At 64.9% G+C, this 17810-nt stretch carries 18 protein-coding genes and 1 pseudogene; 8 read left to right on the top strand and 11 right to left on the bottom strand.

All coding sequences use genetic code 11. The features are described from left to right. A partial coding sequence (locus EAV90_RS40175; RefSeq protein WP_208738522.1) for a hypothetical protein occupies positions 1-333 on the top strand: 333 nt, incomplete at its 5' end. A gap of 454 nt (positions 334-787) precedes the next feature. Here the strand turns inward: EAV90_RS40175 and EAV90_RS20400 are convergent. Further along, positions 788-1174, bottom strand: a complete 387-nt coding sequence (locus EAV90_RS20400; RefSeq protein WP_162500186.1) for a hypothetical protein — start codon at positions 1172-1174, stop codon at positions 788-790. 290 nt (positions 1175-1464) lie between these two features. Between EAV90_RS20400 and EAV90_RS20405 the strand changes: the two genes are divergently transcribed. Next, on the top strand, positions 1465-1716 hold the full coding sequence (locus tag EAV90_RS20405) for a DUF2798 domain-containing protein (RefSeq protein WP_122406541.1): 252 nt from the start codon (positions 1465-1467) through the stop codon (positions 1714-1716). A 7-nt stretch (positions 1717-1723) separates the two neighbouring features. Here the strand turns inward: EAV90_RS20405 and EAV90_RS20410 are convergent, their stop codons facing one another. The 3 genes and pseudogenes from EAV90_RS20410 to EAV90_RS20420 all read right to left on the bottom strand — a co-directional run. After that, positions 1724-3511, bottom strand: coding sequence for a chloride channel protein (locus EAV90_RS20410; protein ID WP_122402211.1), 1788 nt, complete (start codon positions 3509-3511; stop codon positions 1724-1726). Between the two features lie 12 nt (positions 3512-3523). Beyond that, positions 3524-4177, bottom strand: coding sequence for a class II aldolase/adducin family protein (locus EAV90_RS20415; protein ID WP_208738523.1), 654 nt, complete (start codon positions 4175-4177; stop codon positions 3524-3526). A 180-nt stretch (positions 4178-4357) separates the two neighbouring features. Beyond that, positions 4358-4969: pseudogene (locus tag EAV90_RS20420) on the bottom strand (MarC family protein); the annotation flags it as partial. Between the two features lie 89 nt (positions 4970-5058). On the opposite strand from EAV90_RS20420, the gene EAV90_RS20425 reads away from it, so the two are divergent. The 5 genes from EAV90_RS20425 to EAV90_RS39570 all read left to right on the top strand — a co-directional run bounded on the left by EAV90_RS20425 (position 5059) and on the right by EAV90_RS39570 (position 9029). Next, on the top strand, positions 5059-5265 hold the full coding sequence (locus EAV90_RS20425; protein WP_122402209.1) for a hypothetical protein: 207 nt from the start codon (positions 5059-5061) through the stop codon (positions 5263-5265). A 110-nt stretch (positions 5266-5375) separates the two neighbouring features. Continuing rightward, a complete protein-coding gene (locus EAV90_RS20430; RefSeq protein ID WP_129144488.1) occupies positions 5376-5942 on the top strand; it encodes a YciE/YciF ferroxidase family protein in 567 nt (188 codons plus the stop codon). A gap of 152 nt (positions 5943-6094) precedes the next feature. Then, entirely contained in the window at positions 6095-6478 is a 384-nt protein-coding gene (locus EAV90_RS20435; RefSeq protein ID WP_027574581.1) for an Hsp20/alpha crystallin family protein, read from the top strand. A gap of 8 nt (positions 6479-6486) precedes the next feature. After that, on the top strand, positions 6487-8868 hold the full coding sequence (gene lon, locus EAV90_RS20440) for an endopeptidase La (RefSeq protein ID WP_129144489.1): 2382 nt from the start codon (positions 6487-6489) through the stop codon (positions 8866-8868). Continuing rightward, positions 8865-9029 (top strand): hypothetical protein, encoded by a 165-nt coding sequence (locus EAV90_RS39570; protein WP_160118809.1) that lies wholly within the window; start codon positions 8865-8867, stop codon positions 9027-9029. The genes lon and EAV90_RS39570 overlap by 4 nt, the downstream gene beginning before the upstream one ends. 70 nt (positions 9030-9099) lie before the next feature. Here EAV90_RS39570 and EAV90_RS20445 read toward each other — a convergent pair whose 3' ends face one another. From EAV90_RS20445 to EAV90_RS39575, 5 genes are all read right to left on the bottom strand, one after another. Continuing rightward, complete coding sequence (locus tag EAV90_RS20445; protein WP_027574583.1) at positions 9100-9402, bottom strand: HU family DNA-binding protein; 303 nt, start codon at positions 9400-9402, stop codon at positions 9100-9102. A 338-nt stretch (positions 9403-9740) separates the two neighbouring features. Further along, positions 9741-10973, bottom strand: a complete 1233-nt coding sequence (locus EAV90_RS20450; protein ID WP_129144490.1) for an acetyl-CoA C-acetyltransferase — start codon at positions 10971-10973, stop codon at positions 9741-9743. Between the two features lie 113 nt (positions 10974-11086). Next, complete coding sequence (locus tag EAV90_RS20455; RefSeq protein WP_164937027.1) at positions 11087-12550, bottom strand: GH1 family beta-glucosidase; 1464 nt, start codon at positions 12548-12550, stop codon at positions 11087-11089. A 150-nt stretch (positions 12551-12700) separates the two neighbouring features. Continuing rightward, the gene (locus EAV90_RS20460) at positions 12701-13108 is read right to left on the bottom strand and encodes a hypothetical protein (protein ID WP_122402204.1); all 408 of its coding nucleotides are present in this window, start codon (positions 13106-13108) and stop codon (positions 12701-12703) included. A gap of 60 nt (positions 13109-13168) precedes the next feature. Then, on the bottom strand, positions 13169-13336 hold the full coding sequence (locus EAV90_RS39575; protein ID WP_164937028.1) for a hypothetical protein: 168 nt from the start codon (positions 13334-13336) through the stop codon (positions 13169-13171). Positions 13337-13461: 125 nt separating this feature from the next. Here EAV90_RS39575 and EAV90_RS20465 point away from each other — a divergent pair, with 125 nt between their 5' ends. After that, on the top strand, positions 13462-13671 hold the full coding sequence (locus EAV90_RS20465) for an SDR family oxidoreductase (RefSeq protein WP_129144492.1): 210 nt from the start codon (positions 13462-13464) through the stop codon (positions 13669-13671). Between the two features lie 102 nt (positions 13672-13773). Here the strand turns inward: EAV90_RS20465 and EAV90_RS20470 are convergent, their stop codons facing one another. Both EAV90_RS20470 and EAV90_RS20475 read right to left on the bottom strand, forming a co-directional pair. Next, positions 13774-16230 (bottom strand): TonB-dependent receptor, encoded by a 2457-nt coding sequence (locus EAV90_RS20470; RefSeq protein WP_208738524.1) that lies wholly within the window; start codon positions 16228-16230, stop codon positions 13774-13776. Between the two features lie 163 nt (positions 16231-16393). Beyond that, on the bottom strand, positions 16394-17746 hold the full coding sequence (locus tag EAV90_RS20475) for a histidine kinase (protein WP_122402200.1): 1353 nt from the start codon (positions 17744-17746) through the stop codon (positions 16394-16396). Positions 17747-17810 lie beyond the last annotated feature (64 nt).

Consider the following 17810-nt stretch of genomic DNA (forward strand, 5'->3'; position numbering starts at 1 on the left):
AAGCGATCATTCCACAACCAACCATCCGTTGCTTTCGCCGCAGAAAGCGAGCGCTTGGGCGGCACCTGCGCGAGCCTCCTCGAAAACGTCCGTATCAATCGATGCTCGCGCTACCTTAACGCCTATGGGGAAGACCGGGTGCTGACCTCGCACCCGCGGTCTGCTGCGCGAAAGGATCGCGCAAAGGAGACCGCACAGCAGCATACAGGTGGTGCCAATCACTCGGCCTTCCCTGCGCGATGGTCGGACGGCTTATGCCGCGCTCTCCTGGGAGCCGAATTCCTTCTGGCCTCCCTCGCGCTCGCGGAATTCACCGGCAGCCGCGCCGGTTGACGCGACTGCCGCATTCGCAAGCGCTTGACCGTAGCAACGACGGCCAGGACCACACGGTTTTGCCGTACGCACGGCTTGCCATTTCGCCGCAGTTTTCCCCAGCCCTGTCGACGGAGCTGCGAAACTTACAGGCGAGACCAACCTGACAGCGCCGTTCGTCCGCACGATGCCTTGGGGCTCACGGAGAGCAATCCGCCCTGCCCCTGGCTGTTCGCGCCCGACGCTGCTGCGTCCACCGCAAGCCCGGCTCGCGACAATGACGACCTCATGATCGCCCCTCGAGAATGAGCCGGGATGCGCGACACATACGACAAATCCGAATTTCGGTAAAGTGGAATATTTTCGCGCCCGTGGGTTGACAGAGAAGCGAAACAGGCCCGCGCATCAAAAAAGGGCGGCACAAGGCACCGCCCTTTTCGCGCGATCCAAGCTGGCCAGCATTGAAAACGACCGTTCAATATGGCCCGTAATGGTAGCCGGGATCGTAGTAGGGACTACCGTAGTAGGGACGCGGACCATAACCATAATAATAGCGGTTCTCGTAGTAGTCGCGGCGCCGCTGCTCAGCGATCACTCCGCCGATGATACCCGCGGCGGCGCCCATAAAGGCAAGGCCTGCCGCACTCGGTCCGCGTCGATAATAGTGGCGACGTCGGGCGCTGAAATCGGTGGCGCCGGCGGAGGCCTGACCTGCCGCAGCAGCCTTGGCGGACACGGCCGGGGCCGCATCTGGGGATGCTGCTGCTGAAGGCGCCACCGAAGCGGCGAGCAGCGCCAGAGTCGCGAACGCGGCCAGGACCGTGCTGCGGCGCGCCGCGGAAATCATCGGTGCATCACTCATCTCGATCTTCCTCTGCTTTCGCCCAAACACATCCGTAAGCAAACAGTCCGCAACGCGCAGATCACTGAAATGGTTTCATGAACGCGGCGATCTGCCACGCCTTGAACCATTGTAAACCGAATGATCAGATCCAGCTTGCACCATCCAACCTGAGCGGATAATGAACAGCCGCGCCGTTTTCGGCTGCCGTAAGCGTTTCACGTGAACCAACGCATCAACCGACGCCGTCGGGATCGATGCCATTTGCAGGGTTCAACGTGACTGACGCGTCCTTTTCCAAGAGAGACCAGATGATTGCGGTTCGCAAACTGCCGGCGCGCTATGCGCCGATCGTAATGCCATTCGTGCTATCCATCCTCATGACGGCGGTGGTGTCGATCATCTCGACTCTGCGAAGCCTCGGCGCAACGCCGGCGTTCCTCGCGGCCTGGCCGGGCGCCTGGGCGCTGTCATGGCTGGTCGCCTTTCCGACGCTGCTATTGGTCCTGCCACTGGTCCGCCGGATCGTGGCCTGGCTCGTTGCAGCCCCACCCGGCCGATAGGGGGCGCTTACGACAGCGCCCCGAGCACGCCCCTCGTCGCCTTGTCGATCTCCTCGACATAGCGGCGGCGGGCGAAGGTCTCGGTGAGGAAGCCGACCACCTTGCGGCTGTCGGTGGAATCGACCACCGCCAGCATCTCGGCCTCGGCCTCGTCGAACACGGCCATCGCCGACTTCACGTTCATTTCCGGGATCAGCACGATGTCGACCAGGCGGGCGAGCTCGATCACCTGGATATCGTCGGCGATGGCGTCGAGATCGCTGGAGAACAGGTCGGGCAGCATGACGAGGCCGACATATTCGTCAGCATTGTTGACGATGACGATCCCGGGCCGCGAGCCCAGCGCGAATTCGGCTCGCGTCGCTGCAATCGTCGTGGTCGACGGCACCTTGCCGACATCGGAGCGCATCAAGCGCTCGACCGTGAGATTGCGCAGCCAGCCGACGTCGTTGGCGCTGCGGATGGTCTCGCCGCGCAGATGCAGGCGCCAGGTCGAGAACGAATGGCCGAACATGAAGCGCACGCAGATGGAGGTGACGATGCAGCCGGCCAGCACCACGGCGGTGACGTCGACATTTCGGGTCATCTCGAGCACGAGGAACGACATCGTAAGCGGGCCGCCGACGATGGCGACCCCGAGCGTCGCCATGCCCGTCAGCATCGCGACGAGCGGATCGATCGCGAAGTTCGGGCTGATGAGCAGCAGCACCGCGGCAAAGAACTTTCCGATCAGGCTGCCGACGAACAGCGAGGCGAAGAACAGGCCGCCGCGGAAGCCCGAGGCGAGCGAGATCAGGCAAGCCGTCACCTTCAAGCCGATGATCAGCGCGATCAGACCGATCGCCATGTCGTGAAACAGATCGAGCACCATGGCGCCGTGGCCGGCTGCCAGCACCTGCGGCGTGACGATCCCAAAGCCGCCGACGATGAGGCCGCCGATCACCGGACGCAGCCATACTGGCATCCAGGCGAACAGGCGCTCGAACGTCGGTGAGGAGCGCATCACGGCGATACCGACGCCGCTGGTGACGAGGGCAAGCCCGATCAGAGCCAGGTACTGCTCGACGCCGACGGCGCTGACCTTGGGTATCTCCAGCGAGTAAGGCGCGCCGCCTAGCCATTGCGCGGTCAGGGCACCCGCGAGCGAGGCCGCCAGGATCGGCGCGGCGCTGCCGACCGAATAGACGCCGACGATGAGCTCGCAGGCGTAGAAGGCGCCGGTGATCGGCGCACCGAACGCCGCCGCGATCGCCGCCGCGGCGCCGCAACCGACCATCAGGCGCAGATCGTTGCGGCGCAGGTTGAAGAACTTGCCGAGCAGCGAGGCGATACCCGAGCCGATCTGGGTATAGCCGGCCTCCAGGCCAACCGAGGCGCCGCACCCGTTGGAGATCAGGGTCTGGCTCGACACCACCACGCTGTCCCGCATCGAGAGATTGCCGCCGCGCAGCGCGTTGGCCTCGATCGGGTCGACCGCGTTCGAGATCTTCATGCGCCGCCGCGACCATTCCATGATGCCGAGCGCCAGGCCTCCGAGCGCGGGCGCGATCAGCGCTGCCCAAGGACTGACATACGCGTTCGAGGACAGGCGGACGTCGATGGGAATGCCGTAGATCACGACGTGCGCGATCTGGGCGATTTCGGCCATCAGCGTCACGATGGCGCCCGCGAGCGTGCCGATCACCAGCGCGAACGGGATCAGGTAGAACTCGTTGCTGCGCAACAGGGCGCGTATCCGAACCATGGTGCGGTTCGTCCCCTTGCGATCGACGAGATGTCTGATCCGCACGAACACCTTCTGCCCGCCCTACCCTTCCGACAGGCCGTAACCGGCCATGCGCTGGCGGACCCGTTCGATCTCGTCGCTCGGAAGCAGCGGCGGTTGTCCGATCTGAAGGCAGCCGTGATACTGCCGTGCCAGCGTCTCGACCTCGACGGCGAGCCACATCGCCTTGTCCAGTGTCTTGCCGATCGCGATCATGCCGTGATGGTCGAGCAGGCAGGCAAGCCGGCCCTCCAGCGCCCGCACCGCATGATCGGACAGCTCGACCGTTCCGAACGTCGCATAGGGCGCGCAGCGGATGCTGTCGCCGCCGGCAGCCGCGATCATGTAGTGCACCGGCGGAATCTCCATGCCCATGATCGCCAGGATGGTGCAATAGGTCGGATGGGCGTGCACGACGGCATTGACGTCAGACCGCGACTTCAGGATGTCGCGATGGAAGCGCCATTCGCTCGACGGCTTCTGATCGGGCGCGTGTGCGCCGTCCATCGCCATGAAGACGATCTGGTCCGGGGTCATGGTCTCGTAGGGCACGCTGGTGGGCGTGACCAGGAGTCCATCCACATGCCGGACGCTGATATTCCCTGATGTGCCCTGGTTGATGCCGAGCGCATTCATGCGGCGGCAGGCGTCGATGATGGCTTGCCTCTTGTCGAGTTCGTCCGCAGTCATCGACATCTCGGTTTCTTCTCGGTTTCTTGGCGATGGACGTTAGATGGAAGTACGTCAAAGCCGTGCGGCAGTGCAAGCGAAAGCGACCGGATCGCGCCCCGCCTCGTCGACGGATTCCCCGCTTCCCGAAACAGACCGCAAAATCAACAGATTAGCAGATTGCCGCAGCCTTACGACAGGCTCGCCCCGACCCGCCGCGATCCCGTTGATGACGAACTGCACCGAATAGGCGGCGAGCAGCATGCCGAGCACGCGCGAGAGCACGGCATTTCCAGTGCGCCCGAGCGTGCGCGCGATCAGGCCCGCAGAGACGAAGCACAGCATGCAAAGCAGGCAAACCGCGAGCACCACCGCGATGATGATCGCGAGCTTCGCCCCGTAGCCGGCATCGCCCGACAGCAGCAGCGTGGTCGCGATCGCGCCGGGGCCGGCCATCATCGGAATGGCCAAGGGAAATACCGCGACGTCCGAGGCATGCTCCGCGGTCGCCTTGTCGGCTTCGCGGGCCTCGCGATGCGGACGATCGCCGAAGATCATCTGATAGGAGACGCCGAACAGCAGCAGCCCGCCGGCGATCTGGAAAGCTGGAATGCCGATCCCGAGTTGGCGCAACAGCCAGTTGCCGACCAGCGCGATCACCACCAGGATCGAGGTGGCGATCATCGGCGCGCGCAGCGCGATCGTTCGCTTGACCGGGTCGGGCATGCTCCCGGTCGCAGCGAGGAAGGCCGGTGCAAGACCGACCGGATCGACCACCAGGAGCAGCGTCACGAAGGCTGACAGGGCGAAGTCGAGCATGCGTCGGCGAGGCCCCCCGGGCGCTGGAACGATGGCTGCCGGGCAGACTTAGCCCAGCAAAGCCGCTTTGGAAATCACTGGAGACGACAATGAGCGACAGTGGAATCGGAATGCTCCTCGGCCACCTCTCGGCCAACCTGCTCTGGCTCTGGTTCATCGGCGCGTTCGTGCTCGGCGGGGTTCTCGTTTACGGGGTGATGAAGGCCGGCCACCTGCGCCGCAGCGAGCGGGCGCGCCTCGACCGCGCGACGGACGAGCGTCAGCGCCAGGAAGACCCCTACAAGCGCCCGACCTGAGCGAGCCGCGAGCGCCGGTTGCAGTTTGGAACTTTCGTTCTCCAACGGGTTTTATCGCCCGAGGATTGAGGAAGGCGAGGCCTTCCCGCATCGCCTCACGAGGAGGACGTATGGCTAAACGAGCGAAGAAACGCACAAGCAAGAAGACCGCGGCGCGCCGGCCGCGCCGGCCGCCGAAGATGCTCAGCGATCTGTTTCTGGCGACGCTGAAGGACATCTATTTCGCCGAGAACAAGATCATCAAGACCTTGCCCAAAATGGCGAAGGCAGCGCAGTCGAAAGAGCTGGTGGCCGCCTTCGACAAGCATCTGCGCGAGACCCAGGGGCAGGTCAAGCGGCTGGATCAGATCTTCAAGATGCTGGACAAGCCTGCACGCGGCAAGCCCTGCGAGGCCATCAACGGCATTGCCGACGAGGGCGCCGAGATCATGAAGGAGTTCAAGGGAGCGCCGGCGCTCGACGCGGGACTGCTCGCGGCCGCCCAGGCGGTCGAGCATTACGAGATCTCCCGCTACGGCACGCTGCGCACCTGGGCCGAGGAGCTCGGCATGCAGGAGGCAGCAAGGCTGCTCCAGGAGACGCTGGACGAGGAAGAGGCGACCGATCGCACCCTGACGGAGCTCGCCACCTCCGTGATCAATCTTGAAGCGGAAGAAGAGTACCGCGCTGCGGCCTGACCCGCGCCCCTGGCAATGACGGAACGTCGCGGCCCATGCCGCGGCGTTCGCTTGTTTTGATCGCACGGCGGCGCATGGCACACCGGCGCCGCCGCACTGGATTTCCCGGGAACCAGCCCCATATGCAGGCTTTCCCACCCCGAGCCCGCATCATGCAACCCAAAAATCCTCTCGACTGGATGCTCTCCGAAGCCCTGGACTCGCTGACCCGCGCCGATCGGCTGCGTCAGCAGTTCGGCCGCCAGGAAGCCTGCTGGGAGCCGCCGATCGACGTGCTCGAGACCGAGCGTGAGCTCCTGATCCTGGTCGCGCTTCCCGGCGTCAATCCGGACAATGTCGAGACCGTCATCCATGACGGCGTTCTCATCATCTCCGGTCAGCGCACCCTCCCGCCCGAGCTTCGCAACGCCCGCATCCACCGGCTCGAGCTGCCGCAGGGCCGCTTCGAGCGGCGCATCGCGCTGCCCCTTGGCCGCTACGCCATCAGCCGCTTCGTGATGGACGGCTGCGTCGCACTGCGCCTCGCCAAATCCTGAGGTCGATCATGGCCACCGAACAGATGAACAACGAACAGACCAGTAACGACGTGAAGATCCCCGACGACGCGCTGATCATCGTCCCCGTGCGCGAGATGGTGCTGTTCCCCGGCGCCATCGCGCCGATCACGATCGGCCGGGCGAAGTCCATCGCCGCCGCGCAGCAGGCGCTGCGCGAACAGCGGCCGATCGGCATTGTCCTGCAACGCAGCCCCGAGACCAATGACCCCGGGGCGGACGACCTCTATCGGGTCGCGACCATCGCCAACATCGTGCGGTACATCACCGCGCCCGACGGTACCCATCACATCGTCTGCCAGGGCGTGCAGCGCGCGCGCATCCTCGACTTCCTGCCGGGGACGCCGTTCCCGGCCGCGCGTTTCCAGCAGATCCCCGAGCCGACCACGACCTCCCCCGAGATCGAGGCGCGCGCGCTGAACCTGCAGCGCCAGGCCATCGAGGCGATCGAGCTGTTGCCGCAGGCGCCGCCCGAGCTGGCGGCGATGTTCCAAGGCACCAGCGCGCCCGGCGCGCTGGCGGATCTCGCAACCTCGTTCATGGACATCAAGCCGCAGGACAAGCAGGAGGTGCTGGAGACCATCGACCTCGCTCTGCGCGTCGAGAAGGTCTCGAAGCACCTGGCCGAGCGGCTGGAAGTGCTGCGCATCAGCAAGGAGATCGGCCAGCAGACCCGCGCCAGCTTCGACGAGCGGCAGCGCGAGGCAATCCTGCGCGAGCAGATGGCGACCATCCAGCGCCAGCTCGGCGAAGGCGACGGCAAAGCGGCCGAGGTCACCGAGCTGACGGCTGCGATCGCCAAGGCCAAGATGCCCCCCGAGGCGGAGGCGCATGCCAAGAAGGAGCTGCGCCGCTACGAGCGCATGCCGGAAGCCGCCGGCGAAGCCGGCATGGTCCGCACCTATCTGGACTGGCTGATCGAATTGCCCTGGGCGCTGCCCGAGGAGAAGCCGATCGACATCAAGGAGGCGCGCGCCATCCTGGATGCCGACCATTTTGGCCTGGAGAAGATCAAGAGCCGGATCATCGAATATCTGGCGGTGCGCAAGCTCGCCCCGCAGGGCAAGGCCCCGATCCTGTGCTTCGTCGGCCCGCCCGGCGTCGGCAAGACCTCGCTCGGCCAGTCCATCGCCCGCGCGATGGGGCGCCCGTTCGTACGCGTCAGCCTCGGCGGCGTGCATGATGAGGCCGAGATCCGCGGCCACCGGCGCACCTATATCGGCGCGCTGCCCGGCAACATCATCCAGGGCATCAAGAAGGCGGGTGCCCGGAATTGCGTCATGATGCTGGACGAGATCGACAAGATGGGCCGTGGCGTGCAGGGCGATCCCTCTGCCGCCATGCTGGAGGTGCTCGACCCCGAGCAGAACGGGACGTTCCGGGACAATTACCTCGGCGTGCCCTTCGACCTGTCGCGCGTGGTGTTCATCGCGACCGCGAACATGCTGGACCAGATCCCGGGTCCGCTCTTGGACCGCATGGAGCTGATCAGCCTCGCCGGCTACACCGAGGACGAGAAGCTGGAGATCGCGCGGCGCTATCTGGTGCGGCGGCAGCTCGAGGCCAATGGCCTGACCGCCGAGCAGGCCGAGATCGAGCCGGAGGCGCTGAAGCTGATCGTCAAGGGCTACACCCGCGAGGCCGGCGTGCGTAACCTCGAGCGCGAGATCGGCAAGGTGTTCCGCCATGCCGCGGTGCAGGTCGCCGAAGGCACTGCCACGAAGGTCGTGGTGACGCCGAAGGACATCGCCACCGTCCTCGGGCAGCCGCGCTTCGAAGGCGAGATCGCACTGCGCACCAGCGTTCCCGGGGTCGCCACCGGCCTTGCCTGGACGCCGGTCGGCGGCGACATCCTGTTCATCGAGGCAACGCGCGTGCCCGGCAAGGGCGGTCTGATCCTGACCGGTCAGCTCGGCGACGTCATGCGCGAGAGCGTGCAGGCTGCGATGACGCTGGTGAAGAGCAAAGCCACGCAGCTCGGCATCGATCCGCAAGCGTTCGAGAAGAGCGACATCCACGTTCACGTCCCCGCGGGCGCGACCCCGAAGGACGGGCCGAGCGCGGGCGTCGCGATGTTCACGGCGCTGACCTCCCTGCTCACCAATCGCACGGTGCGCAGCGACACCGCCATGACCGGCGAGATCTCGCTGCGCGGCCTGGTGCTGCCCGTCGGCGGCATCAAGGAGAAGGTGGTGGCTGCGGCGGCTGCCGGCTTGAAGCGGGTAATGCTGCCGGCGCGCAACAAGCGGGACTATGACGACATCCCGAAGAGCGCGCGGGACGAGCTCGAATTCATCTGGCTGGAGCGCGTCGACGAGGCGATCGCCGCGGCGCTCGAGCCGGCTGAAGCCACGGTCGAAGCGGCGGAGTGAAGGCGATGAAGAAACTGCTGGAGAAAGCGAAGAGATCGCGGAGGACGCAGCGGCTGCGCCAGTTGCTCGATCGCGCGATCGACCGGGTTCGCGACACGCTCGCGGCGCCTGAGCCGCGGCTTCAGCCGGTCCCGGTCCGCGTGAAGCGCCGCAAGGGTTGAGCCCTCCGTCTCAGGCCCTCGCGGCTGCCCCAAACAAAAGGCTCCCTCCTTCGAGGGAGCCTTTGCGTTGTCAGGACACGGCGTCCTTGGCGGCCTTGACCGGGCGGGCGCGGACGATCTTCCGGGCCGGCTTGGCCTTGAACATCATCTCTTCACCCGTGAACGGGTTGGTGCCCTTGCGCGCCTTGGTGGCGGGCTTCTTGATGACCACGAACTTGGCGAAGCCCGGCACCAGGAACAGGCCGTTCTTCTTGAGCTCCTTGTGGCCGACGTCGGTCAGCGTCTCCATGACGTTCTTGACGTCACGCTTGGAAAGCTCGGTGGCGGTCGCAATCTTCTCGATCAACTGCGATTTGGACATTTGGGTTGGCATCGTGTCTCCTCTGATTCGTTGCCGGTTGCATATTAGACCAACCGTTGAAGGCCTATAGCCTTCTGCACAGTTTTGTCGCGATTTTACGGGCTTTTCTGGCCCCCTGTGGCAAAAAACCCTGCTTTTTAGCGACTTCCGGAGCGAAAGAAGCCTCGGGCAGCGGTTTTTGCCTTGTTTCAAAGGCCCGCACGCCATCTTGCTAAAGCTGATTCGCTGCTTTCGACAAGCGACGACCGGCTCCTTTGGACAGGGAGGGGGCCGTTTCACCCTGGAAAACAAGGGTTGGATCGCACCGCAGCTGCGACCTCTCCCCGCAAGCGGGAAGAGGTGAGGACGAGCTAGACGCGCTCGATGATGATGGCCGGCGCCATGCCGCCGGCGGCGCACATGGTGACGAGACCACGCTTCAGGTCGCGCCGTTCGAGCTCGTCGAGCACGGTGCCGATCAGGATCGAGCCGGTGGCGCCGATGGGATGGCCAAGCGCGATCGAGCCGCCATTGACGTTGACCTTGGCGCGGTCGAGCTTGAGGTCTCGGATATATTTTTCCGCCACCACCGCAAAGGCCTCGTTGATCTCGAACAGGTCGATGTCATCGATGGTGAGACCCGCCTTCGCCAGCACCTTGCGCGTCGCCGGGACCGGCGCGTTCAGCATCAAGGTCGGCGAATCCCCCATGTTGGCCATCGCGACCACGCGAGCGCGCGGCTTCAGTCCATGCGCCCTGGCGTAAGCGGGCGAGGCCAGCAGGATCGCGGCGGCGCCGTCGACGACGCCGGACGAGTTGCCGGCGTGATGCACGAAGTCGATCTTCAGGTCGGGGTATTTCTGCAGGATCAGGCCGCGATAAGTCGTGCCCTTGTCGTCGAGCGCGTAGTCGGCGATGGCCGGAAACGCCGGCTTCAGGCTGCTGAGGCCTTCCATCGTGGTTTGCGGCCGCGGATACTCCTCGTGATCGAGCGCCAGGCTGCCGTCCTCGCGGTGGACCGGCACGAGGCTCTTCTTGAAGTGGCCGTTCGCGATCGCATGCGCCGCGCGCTTCTGGCTCTCCAGCCCGAGCGCGTCGACGTCCTGCCGGGTGATGCCTTCCAGCGTCGCGATCGCGTCGGCGCAGACGCCCTGATGCGACTGCGGATGCTTGGCCCGCAGGCGCAGATTGCCGCCGTCCATCATCATCGGACCGCCGCCGCGGCGTCCCTCCATAGACATCATCTCGCAGCCGCCGGCGATGACGAGGTCTTCGGCACCCGCCATGATCGAGCTTGCGGCCATGTTGACGCTGGTGATGCCGCTGCCGCAGAAGCGGTCGAGCGTCACCGCGCTGGCGCGCACGTCGTAGCCGGCATCGAGCGCCGACATGCGGCCGAGATCGCCGCTTTGCGTTGCGACCTGCGCGCTGCAGCCCCAGACGATGTCGTCGACATCGGCGGTGTCGATGCCGGTGCGAGCGGCGAGCGCGCGCAGCACGGTTGCCCCGAGCTGCTGCGGATGAATGCCCGAGAGGGCTCCCTTGCCGGCCTTGCCGATGCCCCGCGGGGTCCGGCAGGCATCGATGATCAGTGCGTCAGGCATGGGCGTCGTCCTCTTGTTATGAGCGTTGCGGACGGTTTTGAATCAGGGGGACAGGCGAGTCAATGCGCAGCGCCTCCTTCGCCTCTCCCCGCAAGCGGGAGGGGCGACGGCAATCATACCCCCGCCGCGTTGTTCGCGATCACGTTGCGGTAGAAGCTGGCGCTGAGCTTTGGCGTGCGAACCTGGGTGTCGAAATTGACGTGGTACAGCCCAAAACGCTTGTTGAGGCCATACACCCACTCGAAATTGTCCATCAGGCTCCAGAGAAAATAGCCGCGCACCGGCACGCCCTCACTTGTGGCACGCTGGAGCTGGGCGAGATAGTTGCGCAAATACATGATGCGGTCGGTGTCGTAGATCCTGCCGTCGGGTCTCACCATGTCGTCGCCGGATGCTCCGTTCTCGCTGATATAGATCGCATCCGTCTTCCAGATCTTTGCCGCCAGCTTCGGCACCCAGTAGATCGTCTCGGGCCCGACACGCAGCCAGTCCGAATTCATGTGCGGGAACGATTTCGGGATCGGCAGCGGCATGAAGCCCGCGCCCTGGTCGGAGGCCACCACATAGTTCTGCGGCGCGTAGATGTTGAGGCCGAGGAAATCGATCGGCGAGGAAATGATCTTGAGCTCCGCATCGGTGAATTTCGGCGCGTTGGGCCCGGCATATTTCAGGAAGGCGTCGGTATAGCCGCCGGTCATGATGACGTTGAGATAGCCGGCATTCATCTCGCGCAGCGCGATCTCCGCGGCGCGAACGTTTTCCGGGGTGTCGATCGCGGGCGCGCAGGCGTCGATGTTCTCGGCCGGCCCCACCCTGGTGCCGCGGCCGCCATGGGCGCGCACCGCCTGCACCGCGAGCCCATGCGCCAGCGCGCTGTTGTGCCTGATCTGGTTGACCTCGGCCTGCGGCAGCGTCAGGCCCGGCGCGTCGATGCCGATGCCGTAGCCGAAATAGACGAAGCGGCCGCTCTCGTTCAACGTGAACACGTTTTTGACGCGGTCGGTCAGATGCTCGGCGACATAGGCCGCATAGTCACCGAAGATCTTGCAGGTCTCCGTCGAACGCCAACCGCCGAAGCGATCCTCAAGCGATTGCGGCAGGTCCCAATGATAGAGCGTCAGCCACGGCTCGATGCCGTTCTTCAGGAGTTCGTCGACGAGACGATTGTAGAAGTCGAGCCCCTTCGGGTTGGGCTTGCCGTCGCCGTCCGGAAACACCCGCGGCCAGGCCACCGAGAAGCGATAGGCCCTGCAGCCGAGCTCCTTGATGAGCGCGATGTCCTCCTTGTAGCGGTGATAGTGCTCATTGGCGCGGTCGCCGGTGGTGCCGTCCTCGATCTTGCCGGGAATGCGCACGAACTTGTCCCAGATCGAGGCCCCTCGCCCGTCCTCGTTGACCGCGCCCTCCACCTGATAGGACGAGGTCGCGGTGCCCCAGACAAAGCCCGCCGGAAAGCCGCCTCCATTGCGCGGCGGGGCTGCCGGCTTGGCTTCGGCAGCCTCGAGCGCACCAGCCATCGCAGCTGCGGACAACCCCGCGATTTTCGCAAGCTGGCGACGCGAGACCTTGTACGACATTGATGCTGCCTCCGAAACGATCGTTGCGGCGGCACAATGGCGGGTCGCGGACCATTTGAGAAGCGGCCTTTGGGGATGCCGCATGCAGAATTGCGGGACCCGAGGGCGCGACATATGCGAGCGGCCCCCAGGGGAGTGCCGGCCTCGAGCTCAGCGCGAGCGCTTCGGCAATTTCGGCAGCTTGCCGGGATTGAACGCTGGCACCGGCTCGGTTCGCTCACGTGCCGGCGGCTGCTGTTCCGTCAGAATGAGCGTGCCATGGAGGATCATTCCCGGCACCTGTAGTGCCGTCGCGGTGTAGCTCGCGATCTTGCCGGGGCAGTACCCTTCGATGTCGAGCGTGAGCTCATCTTCAACGCCGAAGACCGTTGCCCGCCCATCGGTATGACGCTTCGTCGATACGGTCGCCGTGAAGCGGTCGCCATCGACCTTGCAGACGCCGTGATAGGTCATCAGGCTGTCGCGGCCCCAAATCTGGCCGTCTGCGACATGGACGATCCCGGTACCCTGGTCGAGCGGCGTCTTGTACCACGCCGCGTAGGTGCCGTCCTTCAGCATGGGAGCAGTCTCCCCTGGTATTGCGACGCCGATAATTGGCATCTTAGCGCCAAGAAACGGTTAATGACCCGCCCCGTGCCAATCCGCTCTTTCCTTGCGCAGCTCGGCCTCGAGCTCCTCGATGATGCTGTGAAGCAGATGCGCGGCAAGCGGATCGGTCACTTCGCGTTCCAAATGCCGGTAACGCGCGATCAGGAATTCCTGCTCTCTCAACTGGCGTTCTGTCATCAGACGGCCCTCCGACACATCGACGCGGAGAGGACCGAGCAGTTTCGTTAAACTTTTCAGATCATTTGCTATGGTTTCTGATGGGTTAAGAGGGCCGCGCGCGCTTCGCTCGCGGGGCCGGGACGATGGCTCATCATCCCTCGTTGACCGGGATGATGGAGCTGTCCACAGAGCAGGCTGAAGCCGTCAAGCAGGAGGAGCGCGGAAAAATCCCGCTCGCCCGACGCGGCGATCCCGACGAGATCGCGGATTGGATCGTGCGGTTCGCGAGCCCCGCCTCTCGATGGGTAACGGGACAGGTTCTCGCAGTGGATGGCGGCCTCGGACTGATCTAGAGCGCGACGAGATCCAGATGAATCATCGTCCGCTTCAACTCGCTGTTTGAGCATGATCTCATGCTCAGCTTCCGTGCGAAGTGTTGACGCTTTCGAGCCGGTCTAGAACGTCACCCGCATCCCCGCATAGAACGCGCGCGGCCTTGCCGGGCTCAGCGAGCGCGGATCGGCGAAGTCATTGCCGCCGTTGGTGAAGTTGGGCAAGGCCTCGCGATCGAAGAACCGTCCGTAGGTCGCGTAGCGCTTGTCGAAGACGTTGTCGACGCGGCCGTAGAGCTGGATGTTCTTCGTCACCTGATAGGAGGTGTGGAGATTGAACACCGTATAGGACGGCAGCTTCGCGAACTGGTTGGACTCGTCGCCGACGAGATATTGGCTGGAGACGAACAGCGCGTTGCCGCCGACCTTCCAGACGTCGGTCACGGCGTAGTCGATGCCGATCTTGACGCGGTGGCGGGGGATGGCCGGGATCTGATTGCCGGGCGAGACGTGGATGTGACCGTTGGCGTCAGCAAATGGGCTGTCGGAGCCGATGGTCAGCGCGTCGAGAAAACGTGCGTCGAGGAAGGCGTAGCTCGCCTGGAACTGGAGCGCCGGCGACTTGATGCTGACCTCGGCTTCGAGCCCCTGCCGCCGCGTCCGGCCCACATTGGCGAAAAAGCCAAATCCAGTCCGGTCCGGAACAGGAACGGCAGCGATGTCGTCGTAATTGGTGGCGCGGAAGCCGCCGACCTTCCAGCCGAGGGTGCCGATGTTCAGCTCCTTGGTGCCGCGCAGGCCCGCCTCCACGGTCTTGGATACGACCTGTTTCAGTGGTGGATCGGAGACGAGAAACGCTGCGATGAGGCAAGGACGGATCGGATCGGAGCACCCGAGTTCCAGCGGCGTCGGCACGCGATTGGCCTCGGAATAGCCGGCATAGGCCGTCAGCTCCGGCGTGATCTTGTAGGTGCCGCCGATGACCGGATTGAAGCGGGTGAAGGTGTGATCACCGTTGAGATCGGTGCCGAGCTGATCCTCGAGCGTGATGCGCGCTACGTTGAAGCGGCCGCCGCCGGTGATGGCGAAAGCATCCGTGACGTTGAACGTATCCATCGCATAGAGGCCGTTATACTGGTTGATGGTCCGCAGCGAGACAGGGCCGGCAACCTCTGGCGTGCCGGTCGCTCCTAGGAACACGCCGCTGCCGCTGACGACGTAATTTTCTCCGATCGAGCCGATTTCGGCGGTCGCGTCGTAGCGCGTGACGCTGGCATCATAGCTCGCGCCCATCACGAAGCGGTTGTCGTGCCCCAACAGTTGATCGGTGTTGGTGGCCTGCCCCGACACGCCGAAGCTGGTCGACCGTATCGAGCTGCGGTCGATCTCGCCGAGGATCGTTCCCGGCGCAAAGGGATTGGCGAGCTGCACGCCGTTCGTGCCGTTCGCGGGCGTGGTATCATTGCCGAAGCAGAGCAGCGTTGGATCCGCACCGCATTCCTGCACGTCGGTCGGATTGCCGTCGACCAGCTTCTGCTCGTATCTGCGCAGATGCGCAGTGCCTTCCAGCGTCCAGGTCGGCGTCGCATCGACCTTTCCGGTGAAATTGAGATAACCGACGCGGTTGCTCGTGGTCTGCGGCGTCGTGTAGGTCGCGCCCCAATATTTGTCGAGAAGCTCGGCCGGTACGGTAGCGCTGGCACCGAAATCGTTCTTGGCCACGCCCATATTGGCGTGGAATTCGCTGTCGCCGGCCTTGTAGGCGACATCGCTGTAGAAGCGCCGCACCGTCGATTGGGAAAAATTGCGGAAGCCGTCGTCGCGCAGTCCTTCGAGCGCGGCATAGACGCCGTAGTTCTTGTCGACCTGCTTGCCCCATTGCGCCGAGCCCTGGATGCGGCCGAACGAGCCGCCCATCACGTCGAGCTCCGCGCCCTGATAGGTGAAGCCGTCCTTCATTTGCAGGTTGAGGGCGCCGCCGAGCGCGTTGAGGCCGAAGGCCGGGTTGTTGGTCACCAGCGTCACCGACCTGATCGCGGCGGTGGGGATCAGGTCCCAATTGACGGCGTCCGAGAAGGCTTCGTTGATGCGGACGCCGTTCTGGTACACGGCAAGGCCCTGCGGCGTGCCCGTCACGGGCGAGGCGACGAAACCGCGGAATTCGACATTCGGCTGGAACGGATTGCCGGTGACTTCGCTGATGTTGACGCCGGCGATGTTGTCGCGCAGGGCATCTGTGACGTTCAGCGAACCGGTACGCTTGATCTGGTTGGCATCGACCGCGTTGATCGCCGATGCGACCTTGTCGACATCGAGACCCCTGCCCGTACCCGGCGAGGTCGGATAGACGTAGATGCGTGTCCTCGGGCTGGCGGACGACGGCGCCCCGACGCGCGCGACCGGTCGCGGCGCCGCGGTACGCCTCGCTGGCGAAGGAGGCGGCGCAGTGACCTCGACCGGCGGCAGGTTCTGGACATTGGTCTCTTCATCCTGCGCGGCCTCGGCGGGACCGGCGAGAACCAGCCCGGTCGAAACCGAAGCGACCAACAAACGACGCTTGAACCGAAGACGCTCGCCCATCCTGCCTTCCCAACCCGTCACCACCGGCCGATTTGATTTTCCCCGTTTGGTCGAGAGGAGTGTAATCGGGGGCCGTTCGCGCACCAGCTATAAAAGGTCGGGCAATATCCGCACCCGTTTTCCCGACCAAATCGGGAATTTTTCCCGATCGCTTCGGGCGCGGTCAGGGGGATGCCGTCGGAATCAGCGCCTCGACGGTCAGGCCCCCGTCACCGGAGACGACGTTGAGCGTGCCGCCCAGCGCCAGGATCCGCTCGCGCATCCCGACGAGGCCGAAGCCGAGCTTCTGGCCCGGCTCCATGCCGCGGCCATTGTCGCTGACCCGCACCCGGGCGCAGCCGCGGCCATCGTCCGATGCCTGCGCCACCGGCTCGATGACGACATTGACCGAGGTCGCGCCGGCGTGGCGGAATACATTGGTGAGCGCCTCCTGCACGATGCGATAGATGGTGAGATCGGCGGTCTCACCGGTTGCGCCCAGCGCCGGCGAGATCACGGTCTCGATGGCGACGTCGGGGTGCGACTCCCGCCACAGCCGCGACAGCGATTCCAGCGCCTGGCGCAGGCCGAGCTCGGCAAGGCCCACGGGCCGAAGGCGCTCCAGCACGCGGCGATTGAACTGCTGGAGTGCATTGATCTGCTCCAGCATGGCGCTGCCATGTTTTCGCACGGCATCCGCACTCGGCGCGCGTCCGTCCGCCTGCTTCGCCAGCGCGCTCGCATGTGCGCGCAGCGAGAACAAGTAAGGCCCGAACTCGTCATGGAGCTCGCGTGCGATCTCCTTGCGCTCGATGTCCTGAAGCGACACCGCACGCTCGGCAAGGCGCCGCTTGTCCTCGACCGCCTCATGAAGCGTCGCGGCAAGGTGGTTGAGCTTGGTGCAGATCGCGCCGAGTTCCGGCGCGCCGCCCGGCGCGACACGGGCCTCGTAATGTCCGCCTTCGAGCTTCCCCATTGCCTCCGCCAGCGACTGCAGCGGTGCCAGCGCCCGGCCGACCACTGTCATCATCAGGAAAAACAGCGCGAGCGCGATCACCGAGCCAACCTCGAGCTGGGTCACGATGCCGTCCCAGATCTCCGCGATCTCGTCGTCGGGATGCGCGGTGATCACGAGCGAGCCGGGCTTGCCATGGATCGAGACGGGCACGCTGACCGCGGCCTGCTCGGGATGAACCAGGCTGACGAACCAGGCCGGCGGACCGCGCGTGTCGGCATCGGGCCGCGGCGGCGTCAGCGGGTTCCCGCCGGAATCGTGAAGCGCGATGCTGACATGGCGCAGCCGGCTGAGATCGCGTGCGATCTGGTTCAGCTTCGCATCGGGGTCGGGCGCCTCGTTCAGGTCCGCCACGATCATCTCGATGAACTCGCGCGCAAGGCGGATCACGCTCTGGTCCTCGGCCTGCACGCGGGGACCTGCTTCCGCGACCTGGCGGCCGATATTGACGGCGAGCCCCAGCGCCAGCAGCAGCGCCAGCAAGAGGTTGATGCGTCCGCGCAAGGATAGATTTTGCCACATTGGTATCGCCTGTGCCTCGCGAAGAATGCCCGCGCCTGTCCGATGACGTTGACAGAGACGAAGC

The organism is Bradyrhizobium vignae (assembly GCF_004114425.1).
GTDB classification, from domain to species: domain Bacteria; phylum Pseudomonadota; class Alphaproteobacteria; order Rhizobiales; family Xanthobacteraceae; genus Bradyrhizobium; species Bradyrhizobium vignae.